Annotated in this window: 20 protein-coding genes; 6 read left to right on the top strand and 14 right to left on the bottom strand. The window is 70.9% G+C overall.

Features of this window, described 5'->3' with window-relative positions; all coding sequences use genetic code 11:
* The first annotated feature begins 144 nt into the window (after positions 1-144).
* On the top strand, positions 145-702 hold the full coding sequence (locus ACFV6X_RS06685) for a GPR1/FUN34/YaaH family transporter (RefSeq protein WP_385378609.1): 558 nt from the start codon (positions 145-147) through the stop codon (positions 700-702).
* Between the two features lie 107 nt (positions 703-809).
* Here ACFV6X_RS06685 and glmS read toward each other — a convergent pair whose 3' ends face one another.
* From glmS to ACFV6X_RS06700, 3 genes are all read right to left on the bottom strand, one after another.
* Positions 810-2,627 (bottom strand): glutamine--fructose-6-phosphate transaminase (isomerizing), encoded by a 1,818-nt coding sequence (gene glmS, locus ACFV6X_RS06690; RefSeq protein WP_385378612.1) that lies wholly within the window; start codon positions 2,625-2,627, stop codon positions 810-812.
* A 14-nt stretch (positions 2,628-2,641) separates the two neighbouring features.
* Positions 2,642-2,899, bottom strand: a complete 258-nt coding sequence (locus ACFV6X_RS06695) for a hypothetical protein (RefSeq protein WP_385378615.1) — start codon at positions 2,897-2,899, stop codon at positions 2,642-2,644.
* 99 nt (positions 2,900-2,998) lie between these two features.
* Positions 2,999-3,883, bottom strand: a complete 885-nt coding sequence (locus tag ACFV6X_RS06700) for a DUF4429 domain-containing protein (protein WP_385378618.1) — start codon at positions 3,881-3,883, stop codon at positions 2,999-3,001.
* Here ACFV6X_RS06700 and ACFV6X_RS06705 point away from each other — a divergent pair.
* Positions 3,882-5,561 (top strand): beta-N-acetylhexosaminidase, encoded by a 1,680-nt coding sequence (locus ACFV6X_RS06705; RefSeq protein WP_385378753.1) that lies wholly within the window; start codon positions 3,882-3,884, stop codon positions 5,559-5,561. The genes ACFV6X_RS06700 and ACFV6X_RS06705 overlap by 2 nt on opposite strands.
* 56 nt (positions 5,562-5,617) lie before the next feature.
* Here ACFV6X_RS06705 and ACFV6X_RS06710 read toward each other — a convergent pair whose 3' ends face one another.
* The 10 genes from ACFV6X_RS06710 to ACFV6X_RS06755 all read right to left on the bottom strand — a co-directional run bounded on the left by ACFV6X_RS06710 (position 5,618) and on the right by ACFV6X_RS06755 (position 18,596).
* Positions 5,618-7,390 (bottom strand): IucA/IucC family protein, encoded by a 1,773-nt coding sequence (locus ACFV6X_RS06710; RefSeq protein ID WP_385378621.1) that lies wholly within the window; start codon positions 7,388-7,390, stop codon positions 5,618-5,620.
* Positions 7,387-7,926, bottom strand: coding sequence for a GNAT family N-acetyltransferase (locus tag ACFV6X_RS06715; protein ID WP_385378624.1), 540 nt, complete (start codon positions 7,924-7,926; stop codon positions 7,387-7,389). The genes ACFV6X_RS06710 and ACFV6X_RS06715 overlap by 4 nt, the downstream gene beginning before the upstream one ends.
* Entirely contained in the window at positions 7,923-9,200 is a 1,278-nt protein-coding gene (locus tag ACFV6X_RS06720; protein WP_385378627.1) for a lysine N(6)-hydroxylase/L-ornithine N(5)-oxygenase family protein, read from the bottom strand. Before ACFV6X_RS06720 ends, ACFV6X_RS06715 begins: the two co-directional genes overlap by 4 nt.
* Positions 9,184-10,650, bottom strand: a complete 1,467-nt coding sequence (gene desA, locus ACFV6X_RS06725; protein WP_385378630.1) for a lysine decarboxylase DesA — start codon at positions 10,648-10,650, stop codon at positions 9,184-9,186. The genes ACFV6X_RS06720 and desA overlap by 17 nt, the downstream gene beginning before the upstream one ends.
* 146 nt (positions 10,651-10,796) lie before the next feature.
* A complete protein-coding gene (locus ACFV6X_RS06730; RefSeq protein ID WP_385378633.1) occupies positions 10,797-11,633 on the bottom strand; it encodes a siderophore-interacting protein in 837 nt (278 codons plus the stop codon).
* 48 nt (positions 11,634-11,681) lie between these two features.
* Positions 11,682-12,728, bottom strand: a complete 1,047-nt coding sequence (locus ACFV6X_RS06735; RefSeq protein WP_385378636.1) for an ABC transporter substrate-binding protein — start codon at positions 12,726-12,728, stop codon at positions 11,682-11,684.
* Positions 12,729-12,859: 131 nt separating this feature from the next.
* Entirely contained in the window at positions 12,860-14,020 is a 1,161-nt protein-coding gene (locus ACFV6X_RS06740; protein ID WP_385378639.1) for an acyl-CoA dehydrogenase family protein, read from the bottom strand.
* Positions 14,021-14,026: 6 nt separating this feature from the next.
* A complete protein-coding gene (locus ACFV6X_RS06745; RefSeq protein WP_385378642.1) occupies positions 14,027-14,974 on the bottom strand; it encodes a hydroxymethylglutaryl-CoA lyase in 948 nt (315 codons plus the stop codon).
* Positions 14,971-16,971, bottom strand: coding sequence for a biotin carboxylase N-terminal domain-containing protein (locus tag ACFV6X_RS06750; protein ID WP_385378645.1), 2,001 nt, complete (start codon positions 16,969-16,971; stop codon positions 14,971-14,973). Before ACFV6X_RS06750 ends, ACFV6X_RS06745 begins: the two co-directional genes overlap by 4 nt.
* 8 nt (positions 16,972-16,979) lie before the next feature.
* Positions 16,980-18,596, bottom strand: a complete 1,617-nt coding sequence (locus tag ACFV6X_RS06755; RefSeq protein WP_385378648.1) for a carboxyl transferase domain-containing protein — start codon at positions 18,594-18,596, stop codon at positions 16,980-16,982.
* 87 nt (positions 18,597-18,683) lie between these two features.
* On the opposite strand from ACFV6X_RS06755, the gene ACFV6X_RS06760 reads away from it, so the two are divergent.
* The 4 genes from ACFV6X_RS06760 to tesB all read left to right on the top strand — a co-directional run bounded on the left by ACFV6X_RS06760 (position 18,684) and on the right by tesB (position 22,196).
* On the top strand, positions 18,684-19,268 hold the full coding sequence (locus ACFV6X_RS06760; protein WP_365449736.1) for a TetR/AcrR family transcriptional regulator: 585 nt from the start codon (positions 18,684-18,686) through the stop codon (positions 19,266-19,268).
* Positions 19,269-19,319: 51 nt separating this feature from the next.
* A complete protein-coding gene (locus ACFV6X_RS06765) occupies positions 19,320-20,021 on the top strand; it encodes a CPBP family intramembrane glutamic endopeptidase (protein WP_385378651.1) in 702 nt (233 codons plus the stop codon).
* Positions 20,022-20,130: 109 nt separating this feature from the next.
* Entirely contained in the window at positions 20,131-21,288 is a 1,158-nt protein-coding gene (locus ACFV6X_RS06770; RefSeq protein WP_385378654.1) for an acyl-CoA dehydrogenase family protein, read from the top strand.
* 35 nt (positions 21,289-21,323) lie between these two features.
* Entirely contained in the window at positions 21,324-22,196 is an 873-nt protein-coding gene (gene tesB / locus ACFV6X_RS06775; RefSeq protein WP_365449742.1) for an acyl-CoA thioesterase II, read from the top strand.
* On the opposite strand, the gene ACFV6X_RS06780 is transcribed toward tesB, so the two are convergent.
* Complete coding sequence (locus tag ACFV6X_RS06780; protein ID WP_385378657.1) at positions 22,189-22,977, bottom strand: phosphatase; 789 nt, start codon at positions 22,975-22,977, stop codon at positions 22,189-22,191. The two genes, tesB and ACFV6X_RS06780, sit on opposite strands and share 8 nt — an antisense overlap.
* Positions 22,978-23,034: the final 57 nt, after the last annotated feature.

A 23,034-nucleotide genomic window follows, 5' to 3' on the forward strand; every position in this document is an offset into this window, starting at 1 on the left:
GTTGGCCCAGGTGAGATGCCCCGTGGGCAGGGCCGTCCCCCTTTGTGCGCAACGCGAATCTACTGGCGCGTAGAGGTGTTTGTGCCCTTGTGAAGGGCATATACCGGTCACCGTACAACTGCACATGCATGAAGGGAGCCCGCCGTGGACAACGTCGTCTCTGCGGGAAGCACCACCACGATCGTCGGCCGACTCGCACTCGGTGTCACCCTGCTGGCCGTCGGCCTCGGTCACACCGGGCTGATCGACGGAGTGACGGCGGCGGACGCCGTGACACTGGCTCACTACGTAGGCGGCGTCGCGCTGTTCGTCGCCGGACTGTTCGCGTTCCGGGAAGGTGACGCCGGGACGGGCACCGCGTTCGCCGCGCTCGGCGCGCTCTGGTTCACCTGGGCCGTCTCGCCCGACGTCTCCGACAACGCCGCAGGGCTGTTCCTGCTGCTGTTCGCCCTCGTCGTCCTCACCCTCACGCTCGCCGGTGGGGACACGCTCGGGCAGGCCATGTACGGACTGTTCTTCGTCGCGCTCCTGCTGCTCGCCATCGGGCAGTTCGCGGACAGCGGGGCGCTGGGCAAGGCGGGCGGCTGGTTCGCCGTCGCCTCCGGGGCGGTCGCCTGGTACGCGGCGACCGCGGCGCTGGCGCACTGGCCGACGGCACTTCCGCGACGCGCCGCGGGCCGGGGGGTGACGGCTGCCGGTTAGCGGCGCAGGCCGGGGAGTTGGGCGGCTTCCCGGCACACGAGACGGACCCCCTGTGTTCGGTGGCGACACATGGGGTCCGTCCTCTTGTCCGGCCTCGGAGCAGGGAACTACTCGACCGTCACCGACTTGGCGAGGTTGCGGGGCTTGTCGATGTCCCGGCCGAGGGCAAGTGCCGTGTGGTAGGCGAGGAGTTGGAGCGGGATGCCCATCAGGATCGGGTCGAGCTCGTCCTCGTTCTTCGGGACCACGATCGTCTGGTCGGCCTTCTCCTGCTCGCGGTGGGCGACCGCCAGGATCTTGCCGCTGCGCGCCTTGATCTCCTCCATCGCTGCGCGGTTCTTCTCCAGCAGGTCGTCGTCGGGGACGATCGCCACCGTCGGGAGCGCGGGCTCGATCAGGGCGAGCGGGCCGTGCTTCAGCTCGGAGGCGGGGTAGGCCTCGGCGTGGATGTACGAGACCTCCTTGAGCTTGAGGGAGGCCTCGCGGGCGACCGGGTAGCCGCGGACCCGGCCGATGAAGAGCATCGAGCGGGCGTCGGCGTACCCCTTGGCCAGCTCCTCGATCTCCCCCTCCTGCTCCATCATCTCGGCGATCTGCGCGGGCAGCTTGCGCAGGCCCTCGATGATCCGCTTGCCGTCGCGCACGGAGAGGTCGCGGGTGCGGCCGAGGTGCAGGGCCAGCAGGGCGAAGGCCACGCAGGTGTTGGTGAAGCACTTCGTGGAGACCACGCAGACCTCGGGGCCGGCGTGCACGTAGATGCCGCCGTCGGCCTCGCGGGCGATCGCCGAGCCGACGACGTTCACGATGCCCAGCACCCGGGCGCCCTTGCGCTTCAGCTCCTGGACGGCCGCCAGCACGTCGTAGGTCTCACCGGACTGGGAGACCGCGATGTAGAGGGTGTCGGGGTCGACGACCGCGTTGCGGTAGCGGAACTCGGAGGCAGGCTCGGCGTCCGCGGGGATGCGGGCGAGCTCCTCTATCATCTGGGCGCCGATCATGCCGGCGTGGTACGAGGTGCCGCAGCCGAGGATCTTCACGCGGCGGATCCGCCGGGCCTCGCGGGCGTCGAGGTTCAGGCCGCCGAGGTGCACGGTGGAGAAGCGGTCGTCGATCCGGCCACGCAGGACGCGGTCGACGGCCTCGGCCTGCTCGTGGATCTCCTTGTGCATGTAGGTGTCGTGGCCGCCCATGTCGTAGGAGGCGGCCTCCCACTCCACGGTGGTGGGCTCGGCCGTCGTGCGGGTGCCCTCGGTGGTGTAGGTGCGGAAGTCGTCGGCCTTGAGGGTGGCCATCTCGCCGTCGTCGAGGGTCACTATCTGCCGGGTGTGGGTGACCAGCGCGGCGATGTCCGAGGCGACGAACATCTCCTTCTCGCCGATGCCGAGGACGACGGGGGAGCCGTTGCGGGCGACGACGATGCGGTCCGGGAAGTCGGCGTGCAGGACGGCGATGCCGTAGGTGCCCTCGATGAGCCGGAGGATCTCGCGGACCTTGTCCTCCAGCTTCTCGGCCTGCGAGCGGGCGATCAGGTGGACGAGGACCTCGGTGTCGGTCTCGGAGAGGAACTCGACGCCGTCCGCCTCCAGTTTGCGGCGCAGGTCGGAGGCGTTGTCGATGATGCCGTTGTGGACGACGGCGACCTTGCCCTCGGCGTCCAGGTGCGGGTGGGCGTTGACGTCGGACGGGGCGCCGTGGGTGGCCCAGCGGGTGTGGGCGATGCCGGTGGTGCCCTTGAAGCGCGCCGGGACCTTGGCCTCCAGGTCGCGCACCCGGCCCTTGGCCTTGACCATCTTCAGGCCGGCGGCCTTGGGGGAGGTGACGACGATGCCGGCCGAGTCGTAGCCGCGGTACTCCAGGCGCTGCAGGCCTTCCAGGAGCAGGGGGGCGACGTCGCGCTTCCCGATGTATCCGACGATTCCGCACATAGAGATGTATTCCCTCAGCCGTAGACGATGCGGCGCAGCTGCCGGAGGGTGAGCTCCGGCGGTGCCACCGCCCGGTATTTCAGGTCCGCCGAGATCTGTTCGAAGATCGTCGCGTTGACCAGACCCTGGGCCTGGAGCTCGCGGTGGCGGCGACGGACGAACTCCTCGGTCGTCTCGTCGAAGTAGGCGAGCACGTCCTGGATCACGCGCAGCGCCTCACCCCGGTTGAGGGGCGTGGAGCGCGTCAGATGATCAACGAGTTCGTCGTGCACCCGGTAGATCCTGGGGTACCGGCGAAGCTTTCGCAACAATCTTGCCCGATTTCGGGCAGGGGGGCGGTGTCGTGTCCTCGGCCGATCGGCCGGGCGGGGTCACATCCGCTTCAGGATCGCCTGCTTGGCCAGGGCGAACTCCTCGTCGGTCAGCACGCCGGTGCGGTGCAGTTCGCCGAGCTCGCGCAGGCGCCGCAGCAGCGCGTCGTGGTCGTCCTCGCGGGCGCCCGCGGCGGGCTCCGGCTCCTGCGCGGGGCCGTGCAGGGCGGCGGCCGGCGCCGGGGCCGCCGGGTGCGGGAGCCGGGCCTGGACGGCGGCGGCGATCAGGGCCATCAGGGGGTCCTTCTTGAAGCCCCACAGCTCGACCGAGTTGGGGTCGTACTTGGGCGGCGCCTTGGTCGGGGCGTTCTTCACCGTGAAGCGCAGGTAGCCGTTCTCCAGGCCGGCCGCCGGATGCCACTCCACGGCCGCGATGTCGGTGACGGCGAGCGTGCGGGTGCCCGCGGCTGCCTTGGCGTCCTCCGTCTTCCAGTTCCACTCCAGGCGGACCTGCTCGCCGTCGAAGCTCGCGGTGCCGTCCCCGGCGGCGGCCGACAACGGCACGGACGGGCCCGGCAGCAGGTACTCGGAGACCGGGTCCGAGGGCACCTGGTCCAGCAGCAGCGCCTGGCGCACCTCGTCCACCAGGTACTCGGCGACGCCGTAGCGGTCGGACTCGACGGTCAGCCGGTAGGGGTCGTGGGGTTCGTCGAGCCGGCCGGCGGTGGCGTGCAGCAGCGGGTCGGCGCCGTCCCGCAACCGCAGCCTCAGCCGCCCTGCCCTGCGGCCCTGCTCGAAGGAGATGCCCGCCAACGCCCGCAGCGGCACGACCAGTTCACCCAGTGTCCTGCGGAGCAGACCGACGTTCTTGTCCCGTCCGGGAGTCAGGCGCAGGGCGTCGCCGTCGAAGATCCACGTGCCGTCCTTCTGGATGATTTCCGCCATGCGAGGGATTGTTTCACCGGTCTCGCGAGAGAGTGGTCCATACCTGTTGGAGCTCCAGGAAGGGACGTTTGTGAGACAGCACCGCAAACTGCACCATCGAGCGCCTCGCCTTCTGGCTTCGCTGCTGCTCGTCACCGCGGTCGGCGCCTCCCTCACCGCGGCGGCGCCTGCTACCGCTGCCGGTTCCGGCACCCGGGCCGCGCTCGGCGACGTGATCCCCGCCCCGGCCTCCGTCGACCCTGGCGGATCGCCGTACCGCATCACCGAGCGCACCCGCATCCGCGTCGACGACTCCCGTGAGGCCCGCGGGGTCGGCGGCTATCTCGCGGACGTGCTGCGCCCCTCGACCGGCTACCGCCTCCCCGTCACCACCCACGGCGACGGAGGCATCCGGCTGCGGCTCGCCAAGGGCCCCTACGGCGACGAGGGCTACCGCCTGGACTCCGGCCGCAGTGGCGTCACCATCACCGCCGCCCGCCCGGCCGGCCTCTTCCACGGCGTCCAGACCCTGCGCCAGCTCCTGCCGGCCGCCGTCGAGCGGGACTCCGTACAGCCCGGCCCCTGGGTCGTCGCGGGCGGCACCATCAAGGACACCCCGCGCTACGGCTGGCGCGGCGCGATGCTGGACGTGTCCCGGCACTTCTTCCGCGTCGAGGAGGTCAAGCGCTACATCGACCAGCTGGCGCTCTACAAGTTCAACAAGCTGCATCTGCACCTCAGCGACGACCAGGGCTGGCGGATCGCCGTCGACTCCTGGCCGCGGCTGGCGACGTACGGCGGCTCGACCGAGGTCGGCGGCGGTCCCGGTGGCTACTACACCAAGGCCGACTACAAGGAGATCGTGCGCTACGCGGGCTCCCGGCACCTGGAGGTCGTCCCCGAGATCGACATGCCCGGCCACACCAACGCGGCCCTCGCCTCGTACGCCGAGCTGAACTGCGACGGCGTGGCGCCCCCGCTCTACACCGGCACCCAGGTCGGCTTCAGCTCGCTGTGCGTGCCGAAGGAGATCACGTACGACTTCGTGGACGACGTGGTGCGGGAGATCGCGGCGCTCACCCCGGGCCGCCATCTCCACATCGGCGGCGACGAGGCGCACTCCACCAGCCACGAGGACTACGTGAAGTTCATGGACCGGGTGCAGCCGGTCGTCGCCAAGTACGGCAAGACGGTCGTCGGCTGGCACCAGCTGACCGGCGCGACCCCGGCCAAGGGCGCCATCGCGCAGTACTGGGGCCTGGACGGCACCGGCGCCGCGGAGAAGGAGCAGGTCGCGGCCGCCGCGCGGAACGGCACGGGGCTCGTCCTGTCCCCGGCCGACCGGGTCTACCTCGACATGAAGTACGACGCCCAGACCCCGCTCGGGCTGTCCTGGGCCGGATACGTCGACGTGCGGCGGTCCTACGACTGGGACCCGGGCGCCTATCTTCCTGGAGCGCCCGCGTCGGCGGTCAAGGGCGTCGAGGCGCCGCTGTGGTCGGAGACCCTCGAGAACTCCCGCCATATCGAGTACATGGCCTTCCCGAGGCTGCCGGGCGTCGCCGAGCTCGGCTGGTCGCCCCGTGCCGCTCACGGCTGGGACGGCTACAAGCAGCGGCTCGCGGCCCAGGGGCCGCGGTGGGAGGCGCTCGGGATCGGGTACTACCGGGCGCCGCAGGTCCCTTGGCCGGCTGAGTAGATGACGGCGGGCACCCCGCAGGACCGTACTCCGGGGTGCCCGCCTGTCCTTGGGGGTCAGAACCCGGCGATCGGGTTCTCCAGATCGCCGACCAGCTGGAGCGCGCCCGCCGGGTCGGCCAGGTCCACCATCTGCTTGTTGTCGCGCAGCTGGAGCCGGTTCAGGCAGGACAGCGCGAACCGAGGGGCGAACATGTCGTACTGCCGGAACTTGTCGGCGAGTTCGGGCATCGACTCCTGGTACTCACGGGTGACCTCCGCGACCGTGCGCCAGAAGCCGTCCTCCTCCAGGACCCCCTCGTCGGCGAGGTTCGCGGCGAGGAAGCGGAAGAAGCAGTCGAAGACGTCCGTGAAGATCGACAGGAGTTTCTTGTCCTCGGGGACGTCGACGCGCAGCCGCTCCACCGCCGGCGGCAGCACCGCGTCCGGGTCCATGACGGCGATCTCCTCGGCGATGTCCTTGTAGATCGCGCGCTCGACGGCGCCGTCCTTCAGGACCAGGATGACGTTCTCGCCGTGCGGCATGTACACCAGGTCGTAGGCGTAGAAGCTGTGCAGCAGCGGCGTGAAGTAGGCGCGCAGGTAGCCGCGCAGCCACTCCTGCGGGGTGAGGCCCGACTGCTCGATCAGCGCGGCCGCGAAACCCCGGCCCTCGTGGTCGACGTGCAGCAGCGAGGCCATGGTGGCGAGCGACTCGGCCTGCCGGAGCGAGGCCACCGGGCTCTCCCGCCACAGCGCGGCCAGCATCTTGCGGTACGGCGAGTAGCGGTCCGTCGCCTTCTCGTACTCCAGGTGCCGGTAGCCGACCGCCGCGCGCTCCCGGATGATCGACAGGCCCGTCGACTTCAGCACCGGGTCGCCCTCGATCAGCTGGGCGAGCCAGTCGTTGATCGCCGGGGTGGCCTCCATGTAGGCGGCCGAGAGCCCGCGCATGAAGCCCATGTTGAGGACGGACAGGGCCGTCTTCACGTAGTGCTTCTCGGGGTGGGTGGCGTTGAAGAAGGTACGGATGGACTGCTGGGCCAGGTACTCGTCGTCGCCCTCGCCGAGGCAGACGAGGTGCCGCTGGGCCACCTCGGCGGCGAAGGTGACGGCGAGCTTGTTCCACCACTGCCAGGGGTGGACGGGGATGAGGAGGTAGTCGGCGGGGTCGAGGCCCTGGTCCGTGAGCTGCCGGCCGAACCGCTCGACCGTCTCCGCGCCCAGCTCCTCCCTCAGGAACGACTCGTACTCGATGCCGACGCCGGCCGTGAAGGCGGCGCGCGAGCGGTGCGCGGCCAGCCACACCAGCCGGACCGGGCTCGCGGTCTCGGGGGCGTACGAGAGGTACTCGTGGATCCCGAAGCCGAGCCGGCCGTTGTTGGCGACGAAGCAGGGGTGGCCCTCGGTCATGCCGGTCTCGATGGCCTGGAAACCGCCGGTCACCAGCTCGCCGACCGGGATCTGCGGCTTGGTGAGCTTGTAGCACGTGCCGGAGAGGGTCGAGGAGACCTCCTCCAGGTAGACCGGGAGGATCTCGTCGCTCAGGCCGAGCGCCTGCCGGAACTCGATGAAGAAGTCCAGCGCGGCCGGAGCCGACTCGGCGCCGTCGCGGTGCCGGGCGATGGAGTCGGCGTCGATCTGCCAGTGGTCCAGGGCCCGGACCACTGCCGTGAAGGTGTACCGCGTCAGGCCGTCGTCGCTGCGGACGACATAGCCGCCGTCACCGGTGGACTCCGGCGACAGGAGCCGCTCGTGGGCGAACTCGGCGAGGGCCTTGCGGATCAGGAGGCGGTTGGCCCGCGCCCAGCGGTGGGGGGAAAGGTGCGCCACGGCGTCGGACAGGGTCATACGGCTACTCCTCGGGCGGCCACGAACTGCTCGCGCGTGCAGAAGCTGAGCAGCGCGCGCTTCTCCGGCTTGTCGATCTCTCGTGCGGGCACAAAACCGACGGCCTCGTTCAGCGCGTGCACCGCTTCATTGCTCACATCGGGCTCGACCACGACCCGCCGGGTGCCCGGGTCGGCGAACAGCTCCTCCATCACGGCGGTGATGACGGCCCTGGTGAAGCCGTGCACCGGCCGGTCCGTGGGGGCGACCAGGAAGTGCATGCCGACATCGCCGGGCTCGGGGTCGTACAGGCCGACCAGCTCGACGTGACGGGGGTCGTACCGCTCCATCAGGAAGGCCGGTGCGCCGTCGTGCAGGCCGAGATGGGCGTGGTGGTGCTCGTGCGCCGCTATGCGCATGTACTCGCGCTCGACGTCCTGCAGTTTCGCGTCCTGCATCATCCAGAAGGCCGCCTTGGGGTGGGTGACCCAGCTGTGCAGCAGCTCGGCGTCCTTCAGGGGGTCGAGGGGGCGGACGGTGAACTTGCCGATGCTCATACGGCGAACTCCTGGAACGCGATGGACTTCTCGACGGGGTAGTACTCGCTGCCGAGCAGCTCGCGGATGATGTACGAGTTCCGGTACGCGCCCATGCCCAGGTCGGGCGAGGTGATGCTGTGGGTGTGGACGCCGGCGTTCTGGAGGAAGATGCCTCTGCCGGTGACGTCGACGGCGTAGTTGCGGGCGACGTCGAAGTTGCCCTGGGAGTCGTAGCGCAGACGGTCGCGGACCGGCTTCAGGAACTCCGGCTCGGCGTACTTGTAGCCGGTGGCGAGCACCAGGCCCTGCGTGTCGAGCTCGAAGTCCCGCTCCTGTTCCTCCTGGCGGAAGCCCAGCGTGTACGTGCCGTTCTCGTACCGGGCGCCGGTGAGCGCGGAGTTGGTGAGCAGCCGGGTGCGGATCGGCCCGCCGAGGTTCTTCCGGTAGAGCAGGTCGAAGATCTCGTTGATGAGATCGCCGTCGATGCCCTTGAACAGGCCCTTCTGCTCGGTGGTGAGGCGGTAGCGGGTCGCCTCGGGCAGCTCGCGGTAGTAGTCGATGTACTCCGGGGAGGTCATCTCCAGCGTGAGCTTGGTGTACTCCAGCGGGAAGAACCGCGGGGAGCGCGTCACCCAGTTCAGCTGGTAGCCGTGCACGTCGATCTCGCCGAGCAGGTCGTAGTAGATCTCGGCGGCGGACTGGCCGCTGCCGACCAGCGTGATCGACTCCTTGCGCTGGAGCTCCGCCTTGTGCTGGACGTAGCGGGAGTTGTGCAGGAAGTCACCGCCGAGGCCCTGGCAGGCGTCCGGGATGTGGGGCGGGGTGCCGGTGCCGAGGACCAGGTGACGGGCGCGGAAGACCTCGCCGGCCGTGGTGCGCACGACGTACAGCTCGTCCTCGTACGTCACCTCGGTGACCGTCGTGCTGAAGCGGACGCTGCTCAGCTGGTTCGCGGCCCAGCGGCAGTAGTCGTCGTACTCGACGCGCAGCGGGTAGAAGTTCTCGCGGATGTAGAACGAGTACAGCCGTCCCCTGTCCTTCAGGTAGTTCAGGAAGGAGTACGGGGAGGTCGGGTCGGCCAGCGTCACCAGGTCCGACATGAACGGCGTCTGGAGGTGGGCGCCGTCCAGGAACATGCCCGCGTGCCACTCGAAGTCCGGCTTGGACTCCAGGAAGACGCCGTCGAGTTCGGCGATGGGCTCGGTCAGGCAGGCGAGGCCGAGGTTGAAGGGGCCGAGCCCGATCCCCACGAAGTCGTAGGTCTTTTTCGTGGTGTCAGGAAGCGCGGTCAAGGGATTCTCCCAGGTACTGCTCGGCGTGGCCGGCGATCAGGTCGAGGACGGCGGCGATGTCGGACGCCTTGGTCTCGGGGTTGAGCAGGGTGAACTTCAGGTAGTGGCGGTTGCCCACCTTGGTGCCCGCGACGACGGCCTCGCCGGAGGCGAACAGGGCCTTGCGGGCGTAGAGGTTGGCGCGGTCGATCTCGGCCGGGTCGGTGACGGCGGCCGGGATGTAGCGGAAGACCAGGGTGGACAGGGAGGGCTCGACCACGACGTCGTAGCGCGGGTCGGCGGCGAGCAGCTTCCAGCCCTCCTGGGCCAGGTCGCACACCTCGTCGAAGAGCTGTCCGATGCCGTCGGCGCCCATCACGCGCAGGGTCACCCAGAGCTTGAGGGCGTCGAAGCGGCGGGTGGTCTGGAGGGACTTGTCCACCTGGTTGGGAATACGTTCCTGCACCATGCGGCGCGGGTTGAGGTACTCCGCGTGGTAGGTGGCGTGGCGCAGGGTGGCGGCGTCCCGGACCAGCACGGCCGACGAACTCACCGGCTGGAAGAAGGACTTGTGGAAGTCCACGGTGACCGAGTCGGCCCGCTCGATGCCGTCCAGCAGGGCCCGGCGCCTGAGCGAGGTGAGCAGCCCGCAGCCGTAGGCCGCGTCGACGTGCATCCAGGTGCCGTACTGGGAGCACAGCTCGGCGATCTCGGGGAGCGGGTCGATCGAGCCGAAGTCGGTGGTGCCGGAGGTGGCGACGACGGCCATGGGGACGAGGCCGTCCTCCTTGCACCGCTCCAGCTCGTTGGCGAGCGCGACGGTCTGCATCCGCTTGTCGTGGTCGACGGGGATCGCCACGACGGCGTCGGGTCCGAGGCCGAGCAGTTTCGCCGACTTCTTCACGCTGAAGTGGCTGACGTCGGAGGCGAAGATGCGCAGTTTCGCCAGGGAGCGCCCTTCTTCCCACCCCGCCGGCCCTGGCTTGGCCTCCTCGCGGGCCAGCAGCAGCGCCTGGAGGTTGGACTGGGTGCCGCCCGAGGTGAACACCCCGTCGGCGGCGGGGCCGAGGCCGATTCGCTCGGTGGTCCAGTCGATGAGCTTGCGCTCGATCAGGGTGCCGCCTGCCGACTGGTCCCAGGTGTCGAGGGAGGAGTTGACGGCGGAGAGGATCGCCTCGCCGAGCACCGCCGGTATGACGACCGGGCAGTTGAGGTGGGCGAGGTAGCGGGGGTGGTGGAAGTAGATCGCGTCGCGGAGGTAGACGTCCTCCAGCTCGTCCAGCACCGCGGTGGTGTCGTGCAGCGGCTGGTCGAGGTCGATCTGCTCGATGCGGGGGGAGAGGGTGTCGACGGTGACGCCGGTGAACGGACGGTCGGTGGTGGCGAGTTTCGCCGCCACCCGCTCTACTCCATCGGTCACGGAGCGGCGGTACTGCTCCGCGGTCGTGTCATTGAGCAGGTGCGAGCGCATGGGGGGGTCCTCCGGTGGGGACGGTCCGTGACGGGACGGGTGAAGGCCGCGTTTAACTTAGGTTAGCCTAAGCTAAGTACCTCTGGTCAAACGCGGCCCCGTGCCGTGACAGCCGTCACTGTGAACGACCGCCTGGCGGCGGGCAGTTACTCGCCCCGCTCGCGCAACTGCTCCTCGCTGAGCCCCTGTCGCCAGTAACCGACGAAGGTGACCCGGCGGCGGTCGATGCCGCGCTCGCCCACGAAGTGCCGGCGCAACCGCTTCACGCAGGAGGACTCGCCCGCGATCCAGACGTACGGGCGCTCGGCGGGCGGCAGTCGGGCGTCGCGCAGAGGGCCGAGAGCCATGGGGGAGCTCTCGGCGGCCTGTGCGTCCTGCACCAGCCAGGTGATGTCGGCGTCCGCCGCGGTCGCCAGGTCCTGGATGGTCCCGGCGTCGTGCACCTCCAGCCAGACGCGCACGCGCAGGCCGGCCGGCAGCGACTCCAGGATGGCCGAGACGGCCGGTAGGGCGGTCTCGTCGCCCCAGACGACCACCAGGTCGGTGTCCTGCGGCGGACGGAACCGGATCGCCCGGTTGTCCGCGACCGCCGGTCCGAGCAGCAGCACCCGGTCCCCGGCGGCGGCCCGGGAGGCCCAGTGGGAGGCGGGTCCGGCCGGGGTGTGCAGGACGAAGTCGATGTCGATCTCGTCGGGATTCCGGCGCAGTGCCCGCAGCGTGTAGGACCGCATCACGGCCCGTACGCCGTCCGGGAGTTCACGCCAGCCCTGCCACCACCCGTCACCGAGTTCGACCGGAACCCGCGGCTCGCGCCGGCCGGGTTGCGGCAGGAACAGCGACAGGGACTGGTCGCGCCCGTCGGAGAAGAAGTGCCGCAGGTCCTCCCCGGCGAAGGTGACCCGGACGAGAGACGGGCCGAGCCGCCTCGTCCGCACGACCTGCAGGGAGAAGAAACGGAACGGGGCGGCCACGGCCGTCGTCATGGGGTGGCTCCTGATGCGACGTCAGGGGGGATCACCTGGGCGCGGGTGTCAGCTGACCTTCTTGGCCTTCTCGATGGCCTCGGCCAGATCGACCAGCAGCGGCGTGCACTTCGCGTACGACAGGATCGGCTCGGGGGAACGCGCGATGACCTGGCCCGCCTTCACCGCGGGCAGCTTCTTCCACGTGCCCTCGGCGATGTCGGCGGGCTGGATCGTCGAGGAACGGTCGTCCATCATGATGATGTCGGCCGGGTACTTGTCGACGTTCTCCCAGCTCAGCGACTCGAACCAGCCGCCACCCTCGGACTTGGCCTTCTCCGGCGGCTCGACGAAGTTCACGCCGAGCGCCTTGAAGTACTCCAGGTCGATGGAGAGGTTGGTGCCGGAGACGTAGAAGATCTCCTGGCTCGCGGAGCCGGCCAGCACCTTGATCTCGGGCCGGGACTTGGCGGCCTTGCGCAGCCGCTCGGCGGCCGCCTCGAACTCCTGCTTGGCCTTCACGGCCTCGTCGGCCTTCATGTCCGCGCCGAGCGACTCCGCGAGCTCCCACATGCGCTGCAGCGGCGCGGTCAGCTGGCGGTCGTAGACGGAGATGGCGGCGCTCGGCGCGAGCTTGGCGATCTTGTCCTTGGAGGCCTCGGGGACGTACCACAGGGTGCCCGCGCTGTCGAAGGTGGTGGAGATCAGCACGTCCGGCTGGAAGGCGGCGTACTGCTCGACGTTGAACTGGTCCCAGACGTTGCCGAAGACGGTCAGCTTGCTGACGTCCATGTCGCCGGCCTGGACGTCGGCCTTGCCGTCCTGCGTGGTGGTCGGGCCGAAGACGCCCTTGACCTCGATGCCGTAGTCGTACAGGGCGGCGGCGACGCCGACGAAGGCGGCGATGTTCGCCGGGGCCTGGTCCAGCTTCACGGTCTCGCCGCGGTCGTCCTTGAACGACCAGGGGCCGGAGGCCTTGGCGGAGGCCTTCGCGTCCGAGCCGCCGCTGTTCGTGTCTTCGTCGCCGCAGGCGGCGAGCACGGCACCGAGGCCGAGGGCACCGCCGGCGGCGAGGATGCCGCGACGGGTGAGGTGGGTGGCACGGGCGTTGGACATGGGAATGGCTGCTTTCGAACAGGGCGGAGGGCCCGCCGGACAATTCGAAGGTAGGTTAGCCTAACCTCAGAACTTGTCCAGGGGCGGGCCCTCCAGGGGCGCCGCCGTCCGTCGGCCGGGCGGGCGGTGGCTCAGCCCACGAGCCCCAACTCGCGGGCGATCAGCATCCGTTGCACTTCGCTGGTGCCCTCGCCGATCTCCAGGATCTTCGAGTCCCGCCACATCCGGGCCACCGGGTACTCGTTCATGAAGCCGTACCCGCCGTGGATCTGGGTGGCGTCACGGGCGTTGTCCACCGCGATGGTGGAGGAGTACAGCTTCGCCAGGGCCGCCTCCTTCTTGAAGGGCTCGCCCGCCACCAGCCGGGAGGCCGCGTCCCGCCACGCGAGGCGGGCCGTGTGGGCCTTCATCTCCATGTCGGCGACCTTGAACTGGATGGCCTGGTTGGCGCCGATCGGCCGGCCGAAGGCGTGACGTTCCTTCGCGTACTTCACCGACTCGTCCACACAGCCCTGCGCCAGGCCGGTGGCGAGCGCCGCGATGGCGACCCGGCCCTCGTCGAGGATGCGCAGGAACTGGGCGTACCCGCGGCCCTCCTGGCCCAGCAGGTTCGCCGCCGGGACCCGGACGTCGTCGAAGGACAGCTCCCGGGTGTCGGAGGCGTTCCAGCCGACCTTGGAGTACTGGGGTGCCACCGTGAAGCCCGGCGTTCCGGTCGGGACGATGATCGCGGAGATCTGCGGCGTGCCGTCCGGCTTGCGGCCCGTCACGGCCGTGACCGTCACCAGGCTGGTGATGTCCGTGCCCGAGTTGGTGATGAAGCACTTGGTGCCGTTGATCACCCACTCGCCGGTCTCCGCGTCGCGCCGCGCCGTCGTGCGGGTCGCGCCCGCGTCCGAACCGCCGTCGGGCTCGGTCAGGCCGAAGGCGCCGAGGATCTCGCCGGAGCACAGCCGGGGCAGCCACTCACGCTTCTGCTCCTCGGTGCCGAACAGATGGATCGGCATGGCACCCAGCGAGACGCCCGCCTCCAGGGTGATGGCCACCGAGGAGTCGACGCGGGCCAGTTCCTCCAGGGCGATGCCCAGGGCGAGATAGTCGCCGCCCATGCCGCCGTACTCCTCCGGGAACGGCAGCCCGAACAGGCCCATCCTGCCCATCTCGCGGACGATCTCGTACGGGAACTCGTGCCGCTCGTAGTAGTCGCCGATCTTGGGGGCGACGACCTCGTGCGCGAACTCCTCCACCGTGCGGCGGAGTTCTTCCAGCTCGGGACTGAGGCGGTGGTCCATGGTGCGTCACTGCTCCTGGTGGGAGAGGGCTCTTACGGTGCGGGACGGGCTGGGTCGGCCCAGTCGGCCGGCCATCCACACGCTGGTGGCGGTGAGACGGCCGAGATCGACGCCGGTGTCGATGCCGAGGCCGTGCAGCATCCACACGAGGTCCTCGGTGGCGAGGTTGCCGGTGGCGCTCTTGGCGTACGGGCAGCCGCCGAGGCCGCCCGCCGAGGCGTCGACCGTCGTGACGCCGTGCTGGAGCGCGGCGAGGGTGTTGGCCAGTGCCTGGCCGTAGGTGTCGTGGAAGTGCACGCCGAGGGCGGTGGTGGGGATCTTGTCGGCGTTCAGCGCGGTGAGGAGCTCGGCGACATGGCCCGGGGTCGCCACGCCGATCGTGTCGCCCAGGCTCAGCTCGTCGCAGCCCATGTCCAGCAGGGCCTTGCAGACCCGCACGACCTGGTGCACCGGCACCGGGCCCTCCCAGGGGTCGCCGAAGCACATCGACAGATAGCCGCGGACCTGGAGCCCCTCGGCCTTCGCCCGGGAGACCACCGGGTCGAACATGGCCAGCGCCTCGTCGACCGTGCGGTTGAGGTTGGCCTTCGCGAAGGACTCCGTGGCGCTGGCGAAGACGGCGACGCGGGTGGCGCCCAGGGCCAGCGCCCGGTCCAGCCCCCGGTCGTTGGGGACGAGCACCGGCAGGGCCACCGGCACGTCCCGCACGAGCGGGAACAGTTCCTCGGCGTCCGCCAGTTGGGGCACCCACTTGGGGTGGACGAAGCTGGTGGCCTCGATCGTCGTCAGACCCGCCTCGGCCAGCCGGCGGATGAACTCCGCCTTGACCTCCGTCGGGACCTGCGCCTTCTCGTTCTGCAGGCCGTCGCGGGGGCCGACCTCGTGGATCCGGATCCGGGCGGGCAGGCCCGGCGCCGGTACGACCATGGGGAGGGCTGGGTCGGGGGTGCTCATGCCGGTTCCTCCTCGGTCGGCGTGATGACGGCGAGGACCTGGTCCATGGCGACGGTCGTCCCCGGGGCCACGTCCAGCTCGGCGACCGTCCCGGCGTGCGGGGCGGAGATGACGTGCTCCATCTTCATCGCCTCCACCACCAGCAGGCTCTGACCGGCCTCGACCGCGTCGCCCACCGCGACCTTCACCACCGTCACTGTGCCCGGCATGGGCGCGGTCAGCGAGTCGGCACCGGCATGGGCGGTGCGGGAGAGGGACGCCTCGACCGGGTCGTGGTCGCGCACCTGCCAGGCGTCGCCGTCGCGCCCGAGCCAGGTGCCGTCGGGCAGGGCGGCGAAGGTGTGGGCGACGCCGCCCTGCCGGAGCGTGAACGGGGAACCGGGTCCGGCCGGGGCCGGGCCCGCGGACACCGGGACCGGGGCCCCGGCGCCGTCGAGCAGCAGCTCGAACCCGCCGTCCGCCGCGCCGCGCAGGCGTACGGTCACCGGGTCGTGCCCCGGCACCCGCAAGTGGTGCGCCGTCCAGGCCCGCTCGCCGCCCAGACGCCAGCCCCGCGGGACGGAGAACGGATCGATCCAGCCGCTGCCGGGCGCGGGGGACAACGCGCCGTGGCGCAGCAGCGCCGCCGCCGCGTAGACCTCGTCCGGGACCTCGTCCGTCACGAGGCCCGCCACCTCCCGCTCGACCAGCCCGGTGTCCAGGTCGCCCTCGGCGACCGCCGGATGGGCGAGCAGCCGCCGCAGGAACCCGACGTTCGTGGGCACGCCCAGGACGACCGTCCCGGCGAGGGCGGCCCGCAGCTTGCGCAGGGCGGTGGCGCGGTCGGGGCCGTAGGCGATGACCTTCGACAGCATCGGGTCGTACAGGCTGCCGACCTCCGTGCCCTCGCTGAGGCCGGAGTCGGTGCGGACGCCGTCGCCCTGCGGTTCGCGCAAGCCGAGCACCGTGCCGCCGGACGGCAGGAAGCCGCGGGTCGGGTCCTCGGCGCAGACGCGGGCCTCGATCGCGTGGCCGGTGAGGGTGATGTCGTCCTGCGTGAAGGCGAGGCGCTCGCCCGCCGCGACCCGCAGCTGCCACTCCACCAGGTCGAGCCCGGTGATCAGCTCGGTGACGGGGTGCTCCACCTGGAGGCGGGTGTTCATCTCCATGAAGCAGTACGCGTCCGGGTCGCCGCCGGGGACGATGAACTCGACCGTGCCCGCCCCGACGTACCCGCAGGAGCGGGCCGCCTGCACCGCCGCCTCGCCCATCGCCGCGCGGGTGGCCTCGTCCAGGAGCACGCTCGGCGCCTCCTCGACGACCTTCTGGTGGCGCCGCTGGAGGGAGCACTCGCGCTCGCCGAGGTGGACGACGCCCCCGTGGCCGTCGGCCAGGACCTGGATCTCGATGTGGCGGGGCCGGTCGATCCACCGCTCCACGAGGAGGGTGTCGTCGCCGAAGGAGGCGGCGGCCTCGCGCCGGGCGGCGGCGATCTCGTCGTCGAGCACGCCGAGGTCCCGCACCAGGCGCATGCCCTTGCCGCCGCCGCCCGCGGAGGGCTTGAGCAGCACGGGGGCGCCCAGCTCCCGCGCGGCCCGCGCGAGTTCGGGGTCGCGGCCGCCGGGGACGACCGGGACGCCGGCCGCCGCCACGGTCTCCTTGGCGCGGATCTTGTCGCCCATCAGGGCGATGGCGTCGGCCGACGGCCCGATGAAGACCAGTCCGGCGTCGGCGCAGGCGCGCGCGAAGGCGGCGTTCTCGGCGAGGAAGCCGTACCCCGGGTGGACGGCCTGGGCCTTCGCCGTGGCCGCCGCCTCCAGGATGCGCTCCACGGACAGGTAGCTCTCGACGGCCGGCGCCGGCCCGATCCGTACCGCCGTGTCGGCCTCGCGCACGTGCCGGGCGTCGGCGTCGGCGTCGGAGAAGACGGCGACCGAGCGCACGCCCAGCGAGCGGAGCGTACGGATGACCCGGACCGCGATCTCGCCGCGGTTGGCCACAAGAACGGTGTCGAACATCGGTCCCCTCACATCCGGAAGACGCCGAACTGGGGGTCACCCAGGGGCGCGTTGGCGCACGCGGTCAGGGCCAGGCCGACCACCTGACGGGTCTCCAGGGGGTCGATCACCCCGTCGTCCCAGAGGCGGGCCGTCGCGTAGTAGGCATTTCCCTGGCGGTCGTACTGCTCGCGGATCGGCGCCTTGAAGGCCTCTTCGTCCTCGGTGGGCCAGGCCTCGCCGCGGCCCTCCAACTGGTCCCGCTTGACGGTGGCGAGGACCGAGGCGGCCTGTTCGCCGCCCATGACGGAGATCTTGGCGTTGGGCCACATCCACAGGAAGCGGGGCGAGTACGCCCGGCCGCACATCGAGTAGTTGCCCGCGCCGTACGATCCGCCGACCACGACCGTCAGCTTCGGGACCCGTGTGGTGGCGACGGCGGTGACCATCTTCGCCCCGTGCTTGGCGATGCCGCCGGCCTCGTAGTCCTTGCCGACCATGAAGCCCGAGATGTTCTGCAGGAACAGCAGCGGGATGCCGCGCTGGTCGCACAGCTCGATGAAGTGGGCGCCCTTCTGGGCGGACTCCGAGAAGAGGATGCCGTTGTTGGCGACGATGCCGACCGGGTGGCCGTGGATCCGGGCGAAGCCGGTGACGAGGGTCTGCCCGAACTCGGCCTTGAACTCGGCGAACCGGGAACCGTCGACCACGCGCGCGATGACCTCGCGGACGTCGTAGGGGGTGCGGGAGTCGACGGGCACGGCTCCGTACAGCCCGTACGGGTCGGCCTTGGGCTCGACCGCCGGCTTCACCTCCCAGGGCAGCGGTCCGCGCGCGGGGAGGGTGGCGACGATGTTCCGCACGATCCGCAGGGCGTGGGCGTCGTCCTCCGCGAGGTGGTCGGTGACGCCGGAGACACGGGAGTGCACCTCGCCGCCGCCGAGCTCCTCGGCGGTGACGACCTCGCCGGTGGCGGCCTTCACCAGCGGAGGGCCGCCGAGGAAGATCGTGCCCTGGTTCCGGACGATGACGGCCTCGTCGCTCATCGCCGGGACGTACGCCCCGCCGGCGGTGCAGGAGCCGAGGACGGCGGCGATCTGGGGGATCCGGGCGGCGGACATCCGGGCCTGGTTGTAGAAGATCCGGCCGAAGTGCTCGCGGTCCGGGAAGACCTCGTCCTGCATGGGCAGGAAGGCGCCGCCGGAGTCCACCAGATAGAGGCAGGGCAGCCGGTTCTCCAGGGCCACTTCCTGCGCGCGCAGATGCTTCTTCACCGTCATCGGGTAGTACGTCCCGCCCTTGACGGTGGCGTCGTTGGCGACGACGACGCACTCCCGGCCGCCGACCCGCCCGATGCCGGCGACGACGCCGGCGGCCGGGGCCTGGCCGTCGTACATCCCGTCGGCGGCGAGCGGGGCCAGCTCCAGGAAGGGCGAGCCGGGGTCGAGCAGGGTGTCGACCCGGTCGCGCGGCAGCAGCTTGCCGCGCGCGGTGTGCCGGGCGCGTGCCTTCTCGCCCCCGCCGAGCCGGGCGGCGGCGAGCTTGCCGCGCAGCTCCTCCACGAGTGCGAGGTGCGCTGCCTCGTTGACCCGCCAGGCCGCCGACGCGGGGTCCGCCGCGCCGTGCAGCTCCGGTGCCTGGTCCATCCTTGCGGTCCCCTCACCTTGTTAATGAGCGTTAACGCATTTCCTTCAGGTTAACGACCGCTAACCTCCCTGTCTAGAATTGGTTCCATGGCCACGCGAACCGACGCCCCGACCCGCCGCGAACAGATCCTCAAGGAGGCCGCGCGGCTCTTCGCCGAGCGCGGCTTCCACGGCGTGGGGGTGGACGAGATAGGCGCCGCGGTGGGCATCAGCGGCCCCGGTCTCTACCGCCACTTCCCGGGCAAGGACGCGATGCTCGCCGAGCTGCTGGTGGGGATCAGCGGTCAGCTCCTGACCGGCGGGAAGCGCCGGGTGGCGGAGGCGGACGGGGACCCCGAGGCGCTCCTCGACTCGCTCATCGAGGGGCACATCGACTTCGCGCTCGACGACCGCCCGCTCATCACGCTGCACGACCGCGAGCTGGACCGGCTGCGCGACAGCGACCGCAAGATGGTGCGCCAGCTCCAGCGCCAGTACGTCGAGCTGTGGGTGGAGGTGGTCCGCGAGGTCTACCCGGAACTGCCCGAGCCGACGGCCCGCTCCGCCGTCCACTCGGTCTTCGGCCTGCTGAACTCGACCCCGCACCTGGGCCGGCCGGGCTCGCTCCCGGGGCGCGAGGCCACGGCGGAGCTGCTGCACCGGATGGCCAGGGGGGCGTTCGCCTCGGCGTAGGCGCTCCGCCGGGAGTGGCCCCGAGGGTGTTGCCGGACTGCTGGAGGCAGGGTGCGGGTCGTCTGTGTCGTCGCTGTCCTGGCCGTCGCGAACCTGGTCAACAACCGGCTCGTGCGCGGCCCCCTCGCGTACGTCCTGCCGTGCGTCGTCGCGACGGCCGTCCTGCTGCTGATCGCCCGCCGGGACGGGCTGACCCGGGCCGATCTGGGGCTCGACGCGGCGGGGCTGCGCCGGGGGGCGCGGTGGGCGCCCTACCTGGCCGGTGCGGTCCTCGCCGGCTACCTGCTCCTGCTCGCCGTCCCGGCCGGCCGGGAGGTGTTCCAGGACGCCCGCGCCGCCGGCCTGACCGGCGGGCAACTGCTGGGGAGCGTCCTCGTGCGCGTGCCTGTCGGCACCGTGCTGCTGGAGGAGACCGCCTTCCGCGGAGTGCTGTGGGCCATGGTCCGGCGCCGGTGGGGCACGGCGTGGGCGACTGCCGCCTCCTCGCTCCTGTTCGGCCTGTGGCATGTGCTGCCCTCCCGTGGCCTCAACCGCTCCAACGCCGCCGTGGGGACGGCGTTCGGCGGTGGCCCGGCGGACGTGGCGGTGACGGTGGCGGTGGCCGTCGCCGTCACGGCCGCCGCCGGTGTGGTGCTGTGCGAGCTGCGCCGCCGCTCCGGCAGCCTGCTCGCGCCCGCGGCCCTGCACTGGGCGGTCAACGGCTTCGGCTACGCGCTGGCCTGGGCCGCGCCCCGGTGGTGGCCCGCCGGCTGAGTCGCGGGCGTGACGAGCGTTACGCACGGCCCGGTCTTGTCGGCGGTTCGTACTCGCCGGTACGGTTGGGTGAGCAAGCGCTTAGACATGTGACGGTGGAGGTGGCGGCGTGCGCCGTACGGTGTTCAACGAGGATCACGAGGCGTTCCGGGAGACCCTGCGCGCCTTCATCGAGGCCGAGGTCGTGCCCGTCTACGACGAGTGGTTCGCCGCCGGCCAGGCGCCGCGCGAGTTCTACCACAAGCTCGGTGAGCTGGGCATCTTCGGCATCAACGTGCCCGAGGAGTTCGGCGGCGCGGGCATGGACAGCCACAAGTTCGAGGCCGTCCTGTACGAGGAGACCGCCCGCGCGGGCGTCCAGTTCGGCGGCTCCGGCGTGCACGTGCTGCTCGCTCTGCCCTACATCAAGATGCTGGCCACGGACGAGCAGAAGAAGCGCTACCTGCCGAAGTTCGTCACCGGCGAGGAGATGTGGGCCATCGCGATGACCGAGCCGGGCACCGGCTCCGACCTCGCGGGCATGAAGACCACCGCCAAGCTCTCCGAGGACGGCACCCACTACGTCCTCAACGGCGCCAAGACCTTCATCACCGGCGGTGTGCACGCCGACAAGGTCATCGTCTGCGCCCGGACCTCCGCCCCGACCGCCGAGGACCGCCGTTTCGGCATCTCCCTCTTCGCCGTCGACACCAAGTCCGACGGCTACTCGGTCGGCCGCAAGCTGGACAAGCTGGGTCTGCGCACCTCCGACACGGCAGAGCTGGCCTTCGTCGACGTCAAGGTCCCGGTCGAGGACCTGCTCGGCGAGGAGAACAAGGGCTTCTCCTACCTCGGCCACAACCTCGCGTCCGAGCGCTGGGGCATCGCCTTCGGCGCCTACGCGCAGGCCAAGGCCGCCGTCCGGTTCGCCAAGCAGTACGTGCAGGACCGCACGGTCTTCGGCAAGCCGGTCGCCCACTTCCAGAACACCAAGTTCGAGCTGGCCGCCTGCCAGGCCGAGGTGGACGCCGCCGAGGCCGTCGCCGACCGCGCCACGGAGGCTCTGGACGCCGGTGAGCTGACCCCCGCCGAGGCCGCCTCCGCCAAGCTGTTCTGCACCGAGGTCGCGCACCGCGTGATCGACCGCTGCCTCCAGCTGCACGGCGGCTACGGATACATGAACGAGTACCCGATCGCCCGCCTGTACGCGGACAACCGCGTGAACCGCATCTACGGCGGGACCAGCGAGATCATGAAGTCGATCATCGCGAAGGACATGGGCCTGTAAGGTTCCCGCAATTACCGGCCAGTAGAAAAGGTGCCATGAACCAGGCACTACAGGGTCTCCTCGATCTGCTCGACCTGGAGCAGATCGAGGAGAACATCTTCCGCGGCCAGTCCCGGTCCGCCGTCGTCCCGCGCGTCTTCGGCGGACAGGTCGCGGCCCAGGCGCTCGTCGCCGCCGGGCGTACGGTCCCCGAGGACCGGCACCCGCACTCCCTGCACGCGTACTTCCTGCGCACCGGCGACCCGGGCGCGCCGATCGTCTACACGGTCGACCGGATGAACGACGGCCGCTCCTTCACCGCCCGCCGGGTGGTGGCGGTCCAGCACGGGCAGCCGATCTTCGCGCTCTCCGCGTCCTTCCAGAAGCACGAGGAAGGCTTCGACCACCAGAACTCGATGCCGTCCGCACCCGACCCCGAGACGCTCCCCACCTCCGAGGAGCGGCTGCGCGGGTACGGCCACATCCCGCCGCAGGTCGTCGAGAAGTTCCTGGAGGCGCGTGCCGCCGTCGACCTGCGCTACGTCGACGAGCCGCCGTACGGCAGGTTCGGCGAGCCGCGCGAGCCGCACTCGCAGGTGTGGTTCCGCACCAACGGCAAGCTCGCCGACGACCCGCTGCTGCACGTCGTACTGGCGACGTACGTCTCCGACATGACGCTCCTCGACTCCGTGCTGCTCGCGCACGGCCGCGGCGGCTGGGCCGTCGGTGACGTCGTCGGGGCCTCGCTGGACCACGCGATGTGGTTCCACCGTCCGTTCCGCGCCGACGAGTGGCTCCTGTACGACCAGGAGTCCCCGTCGGCGTACGGCGGCCGGGGCCTCGGCCAGGCCCGCATCTACACGCAGGACGGCCGCCTCGCCGTGACGGTGATCCAGGAAGGCGTCGTCCGGATCCCGCGTACTAGCTGAGCCCCGCCTCCGACAGCAGGTACGCCGTCATCGGGTCGTAGTGGCGCGGGCTGACCACGTGGTCGTCGAGGGGGACCGTCACCTGGACGGTTCCCTCGGCCTCCGCGATGAACAGGGCCGGGTCGTTGCAGTCGGCGTAGCCGACCGAGTCGACGCCGTGCCGGCCCGCGTAACCCGCCCAGCCGTGGTCGGCGACGACCAGGTCCGGCAGCGGGCGGCCCTCGCGCTCCAGGGCGGTGAGGATGGCCTTCATGGGTTCGCCCGAGTGGGTGTGCCACAGGGTGGCGCCGTGCTCCAGCACCGCCACGTCCGCGAACTGCATGACGTAACCCTCGTCCGTCTGCAGCCCGTCCGGGATCACCACGATCTCGCAGCCCGCGGCGCGCAGCGCGGCCGCCGTGGCGCGGTGCACGTCGAGCAGGCCGCCGGGGTGGCCGGTCGCGAAGAGCACCCGCTGCCCGCTGTCCGCCGCCTTGCGCAGCCGGGCCGCGAGGCGCTCCAGGGCGGCGACCGTCAGTTCGGGGTCGATGGTGTCCTGGCCGTGCCGGTACTCGGCGTCGTCGTTCACGCCGACCCGCTCCGCCATCACCGCGAGCACGTCCTGCTCGTCGGTCCAGCGGTCGCCGAGCTCCAGGCCGAGCCAGAAGTTGCGGACGCCGTTCGACAGTTGGCGGTAGTGGGAGAGGTTGTTCTCTCGCGGGGTGGCGACGTCGCCCGCGATACGGGTCTTCACAAGGTGCTCGACGAGCTCGGCGCGGCTGGGTGTCCCGGATATCGGCATGGCTCTTATTGTGCGGTACGAGCCCGGGCCCGTCCCCGGCGTCCCGCACGCTGGGAC

It is taken from the genome of Streptomyces sp. NPDC059861 (genome assembly GCF_042731435.1).
GTDB lineage: Bacteria > Actinomycetota > Actinomycetes > Streptomycetales > Streptomycetaceae > Streptomyces.

Bases quoted from the DNA above. Each gene is read 5' to 3' on its own strand.
- glmS (WP_385378612.1), bottom strand. From the start codon at position 2,627: ATGTGCGGAATCGTCGGATACATCGGGAAGCGCGACGTCGCCCCCCTG.
- ACFV6X_RS06705 (WP_385378753.1), top strand. From the start codon at position 3,882: ATGCGAGGGATTGTTTCACCGGTCTCGCGAGAGAGTGGTCCATACCTG.
- ACFV6X_RS06700 (WP_385378618.1), bottom strand. From the start codon at position 3,883: ATGGCGGAAATCATCCAGAAGGACGGCACGTGGATCTTCGACGGCGAC.
- ACFV6X_RS06710 (WP_385378621.1), bottom strand. From the start codon at position 7,390: ATGACCCTGTCCGACGCCGTGGCGCACCTTTCCCCCCACCGCTGGGCG.
- ACFV6X_RS06715 (WP_385378624.1), bottom strand. From the start codon at position 7,926: ATGAGCATCGGCAAGTTCACCGTCCGCCCCCTCGACCCCCTGAAGGAC.
- desA (WP_385378630.1), bottom strand. From the start codon at position 10,650: ATGCGCTCGCACCTGCTCAATGACACGACCGCGGAGCAGTACCGCCGC.
- ACFV6X_RS06730 (WP_385378633.1), bottom strand. From the start codon at position 11,633: ATGACGACGGCCGTGGCCGCCCCGTTCCGTTTCTTCTCCCTGCAGGTC.
- ACFV6X_RS06735 (WP_385378636.1), bottom strand. From the start codon at position 12,728: ATGTCCAACGCCCGTGCCACCCACCTCACCCGTCGCGGCATCCTCGCC.
- ACFV6X_RS06740 (WP_385378639.1), bottom strand. From the start codon at position 14,020: ATGGACCACCGCCTCAGTCCCGAGCTGGAAGAACTCCGCCGCACGGTG.
- ACFV6X_RS06745 (WP_385378642.1), bottom strand. From the start codon at position 14,974: ATGAGCACCCCCGACCCAGCCCTCCCCATGGTCGTACCGGCGCCGGGC.
- ACFV6X_RS06750 (WP_385378645.1), bottom strand. From the start codon at position 16,971: ATGTTCGACACCGTTCTTGTGGCCAACCGCGGCGAGATCGCGGTCCGG.
- ACFV6X_RS06755 (WP_385378648.1), bottom strand. From the start codon at position 18,596: ATGGACCAGGCACCGGAGCTGCACGGCGCGGCGGACCCCGCGTCGGCG.
- ACFV6X_RS06760 (WP_365449736.1), top strand. From the start codon at position 18,684: ATGGCCACGCGAACCGACGCCCCGACCCGCCGCGAACAGATCCTCAAG.
- tesB (WP_365449742.1), top strand. From the start codon at position 21,324: ATGAACCAGGCACTACAGGGTCTCCTCGATCTGCTCGACCTGGAGCAG.
- ACFV6X_RS06780 (WP_385378657.1), bottom strand. From the start codon at position 22,977: ATGCCGATATCCGGGACACCCAGCCGCGCCGAGCTCGTCGAGCACCTT.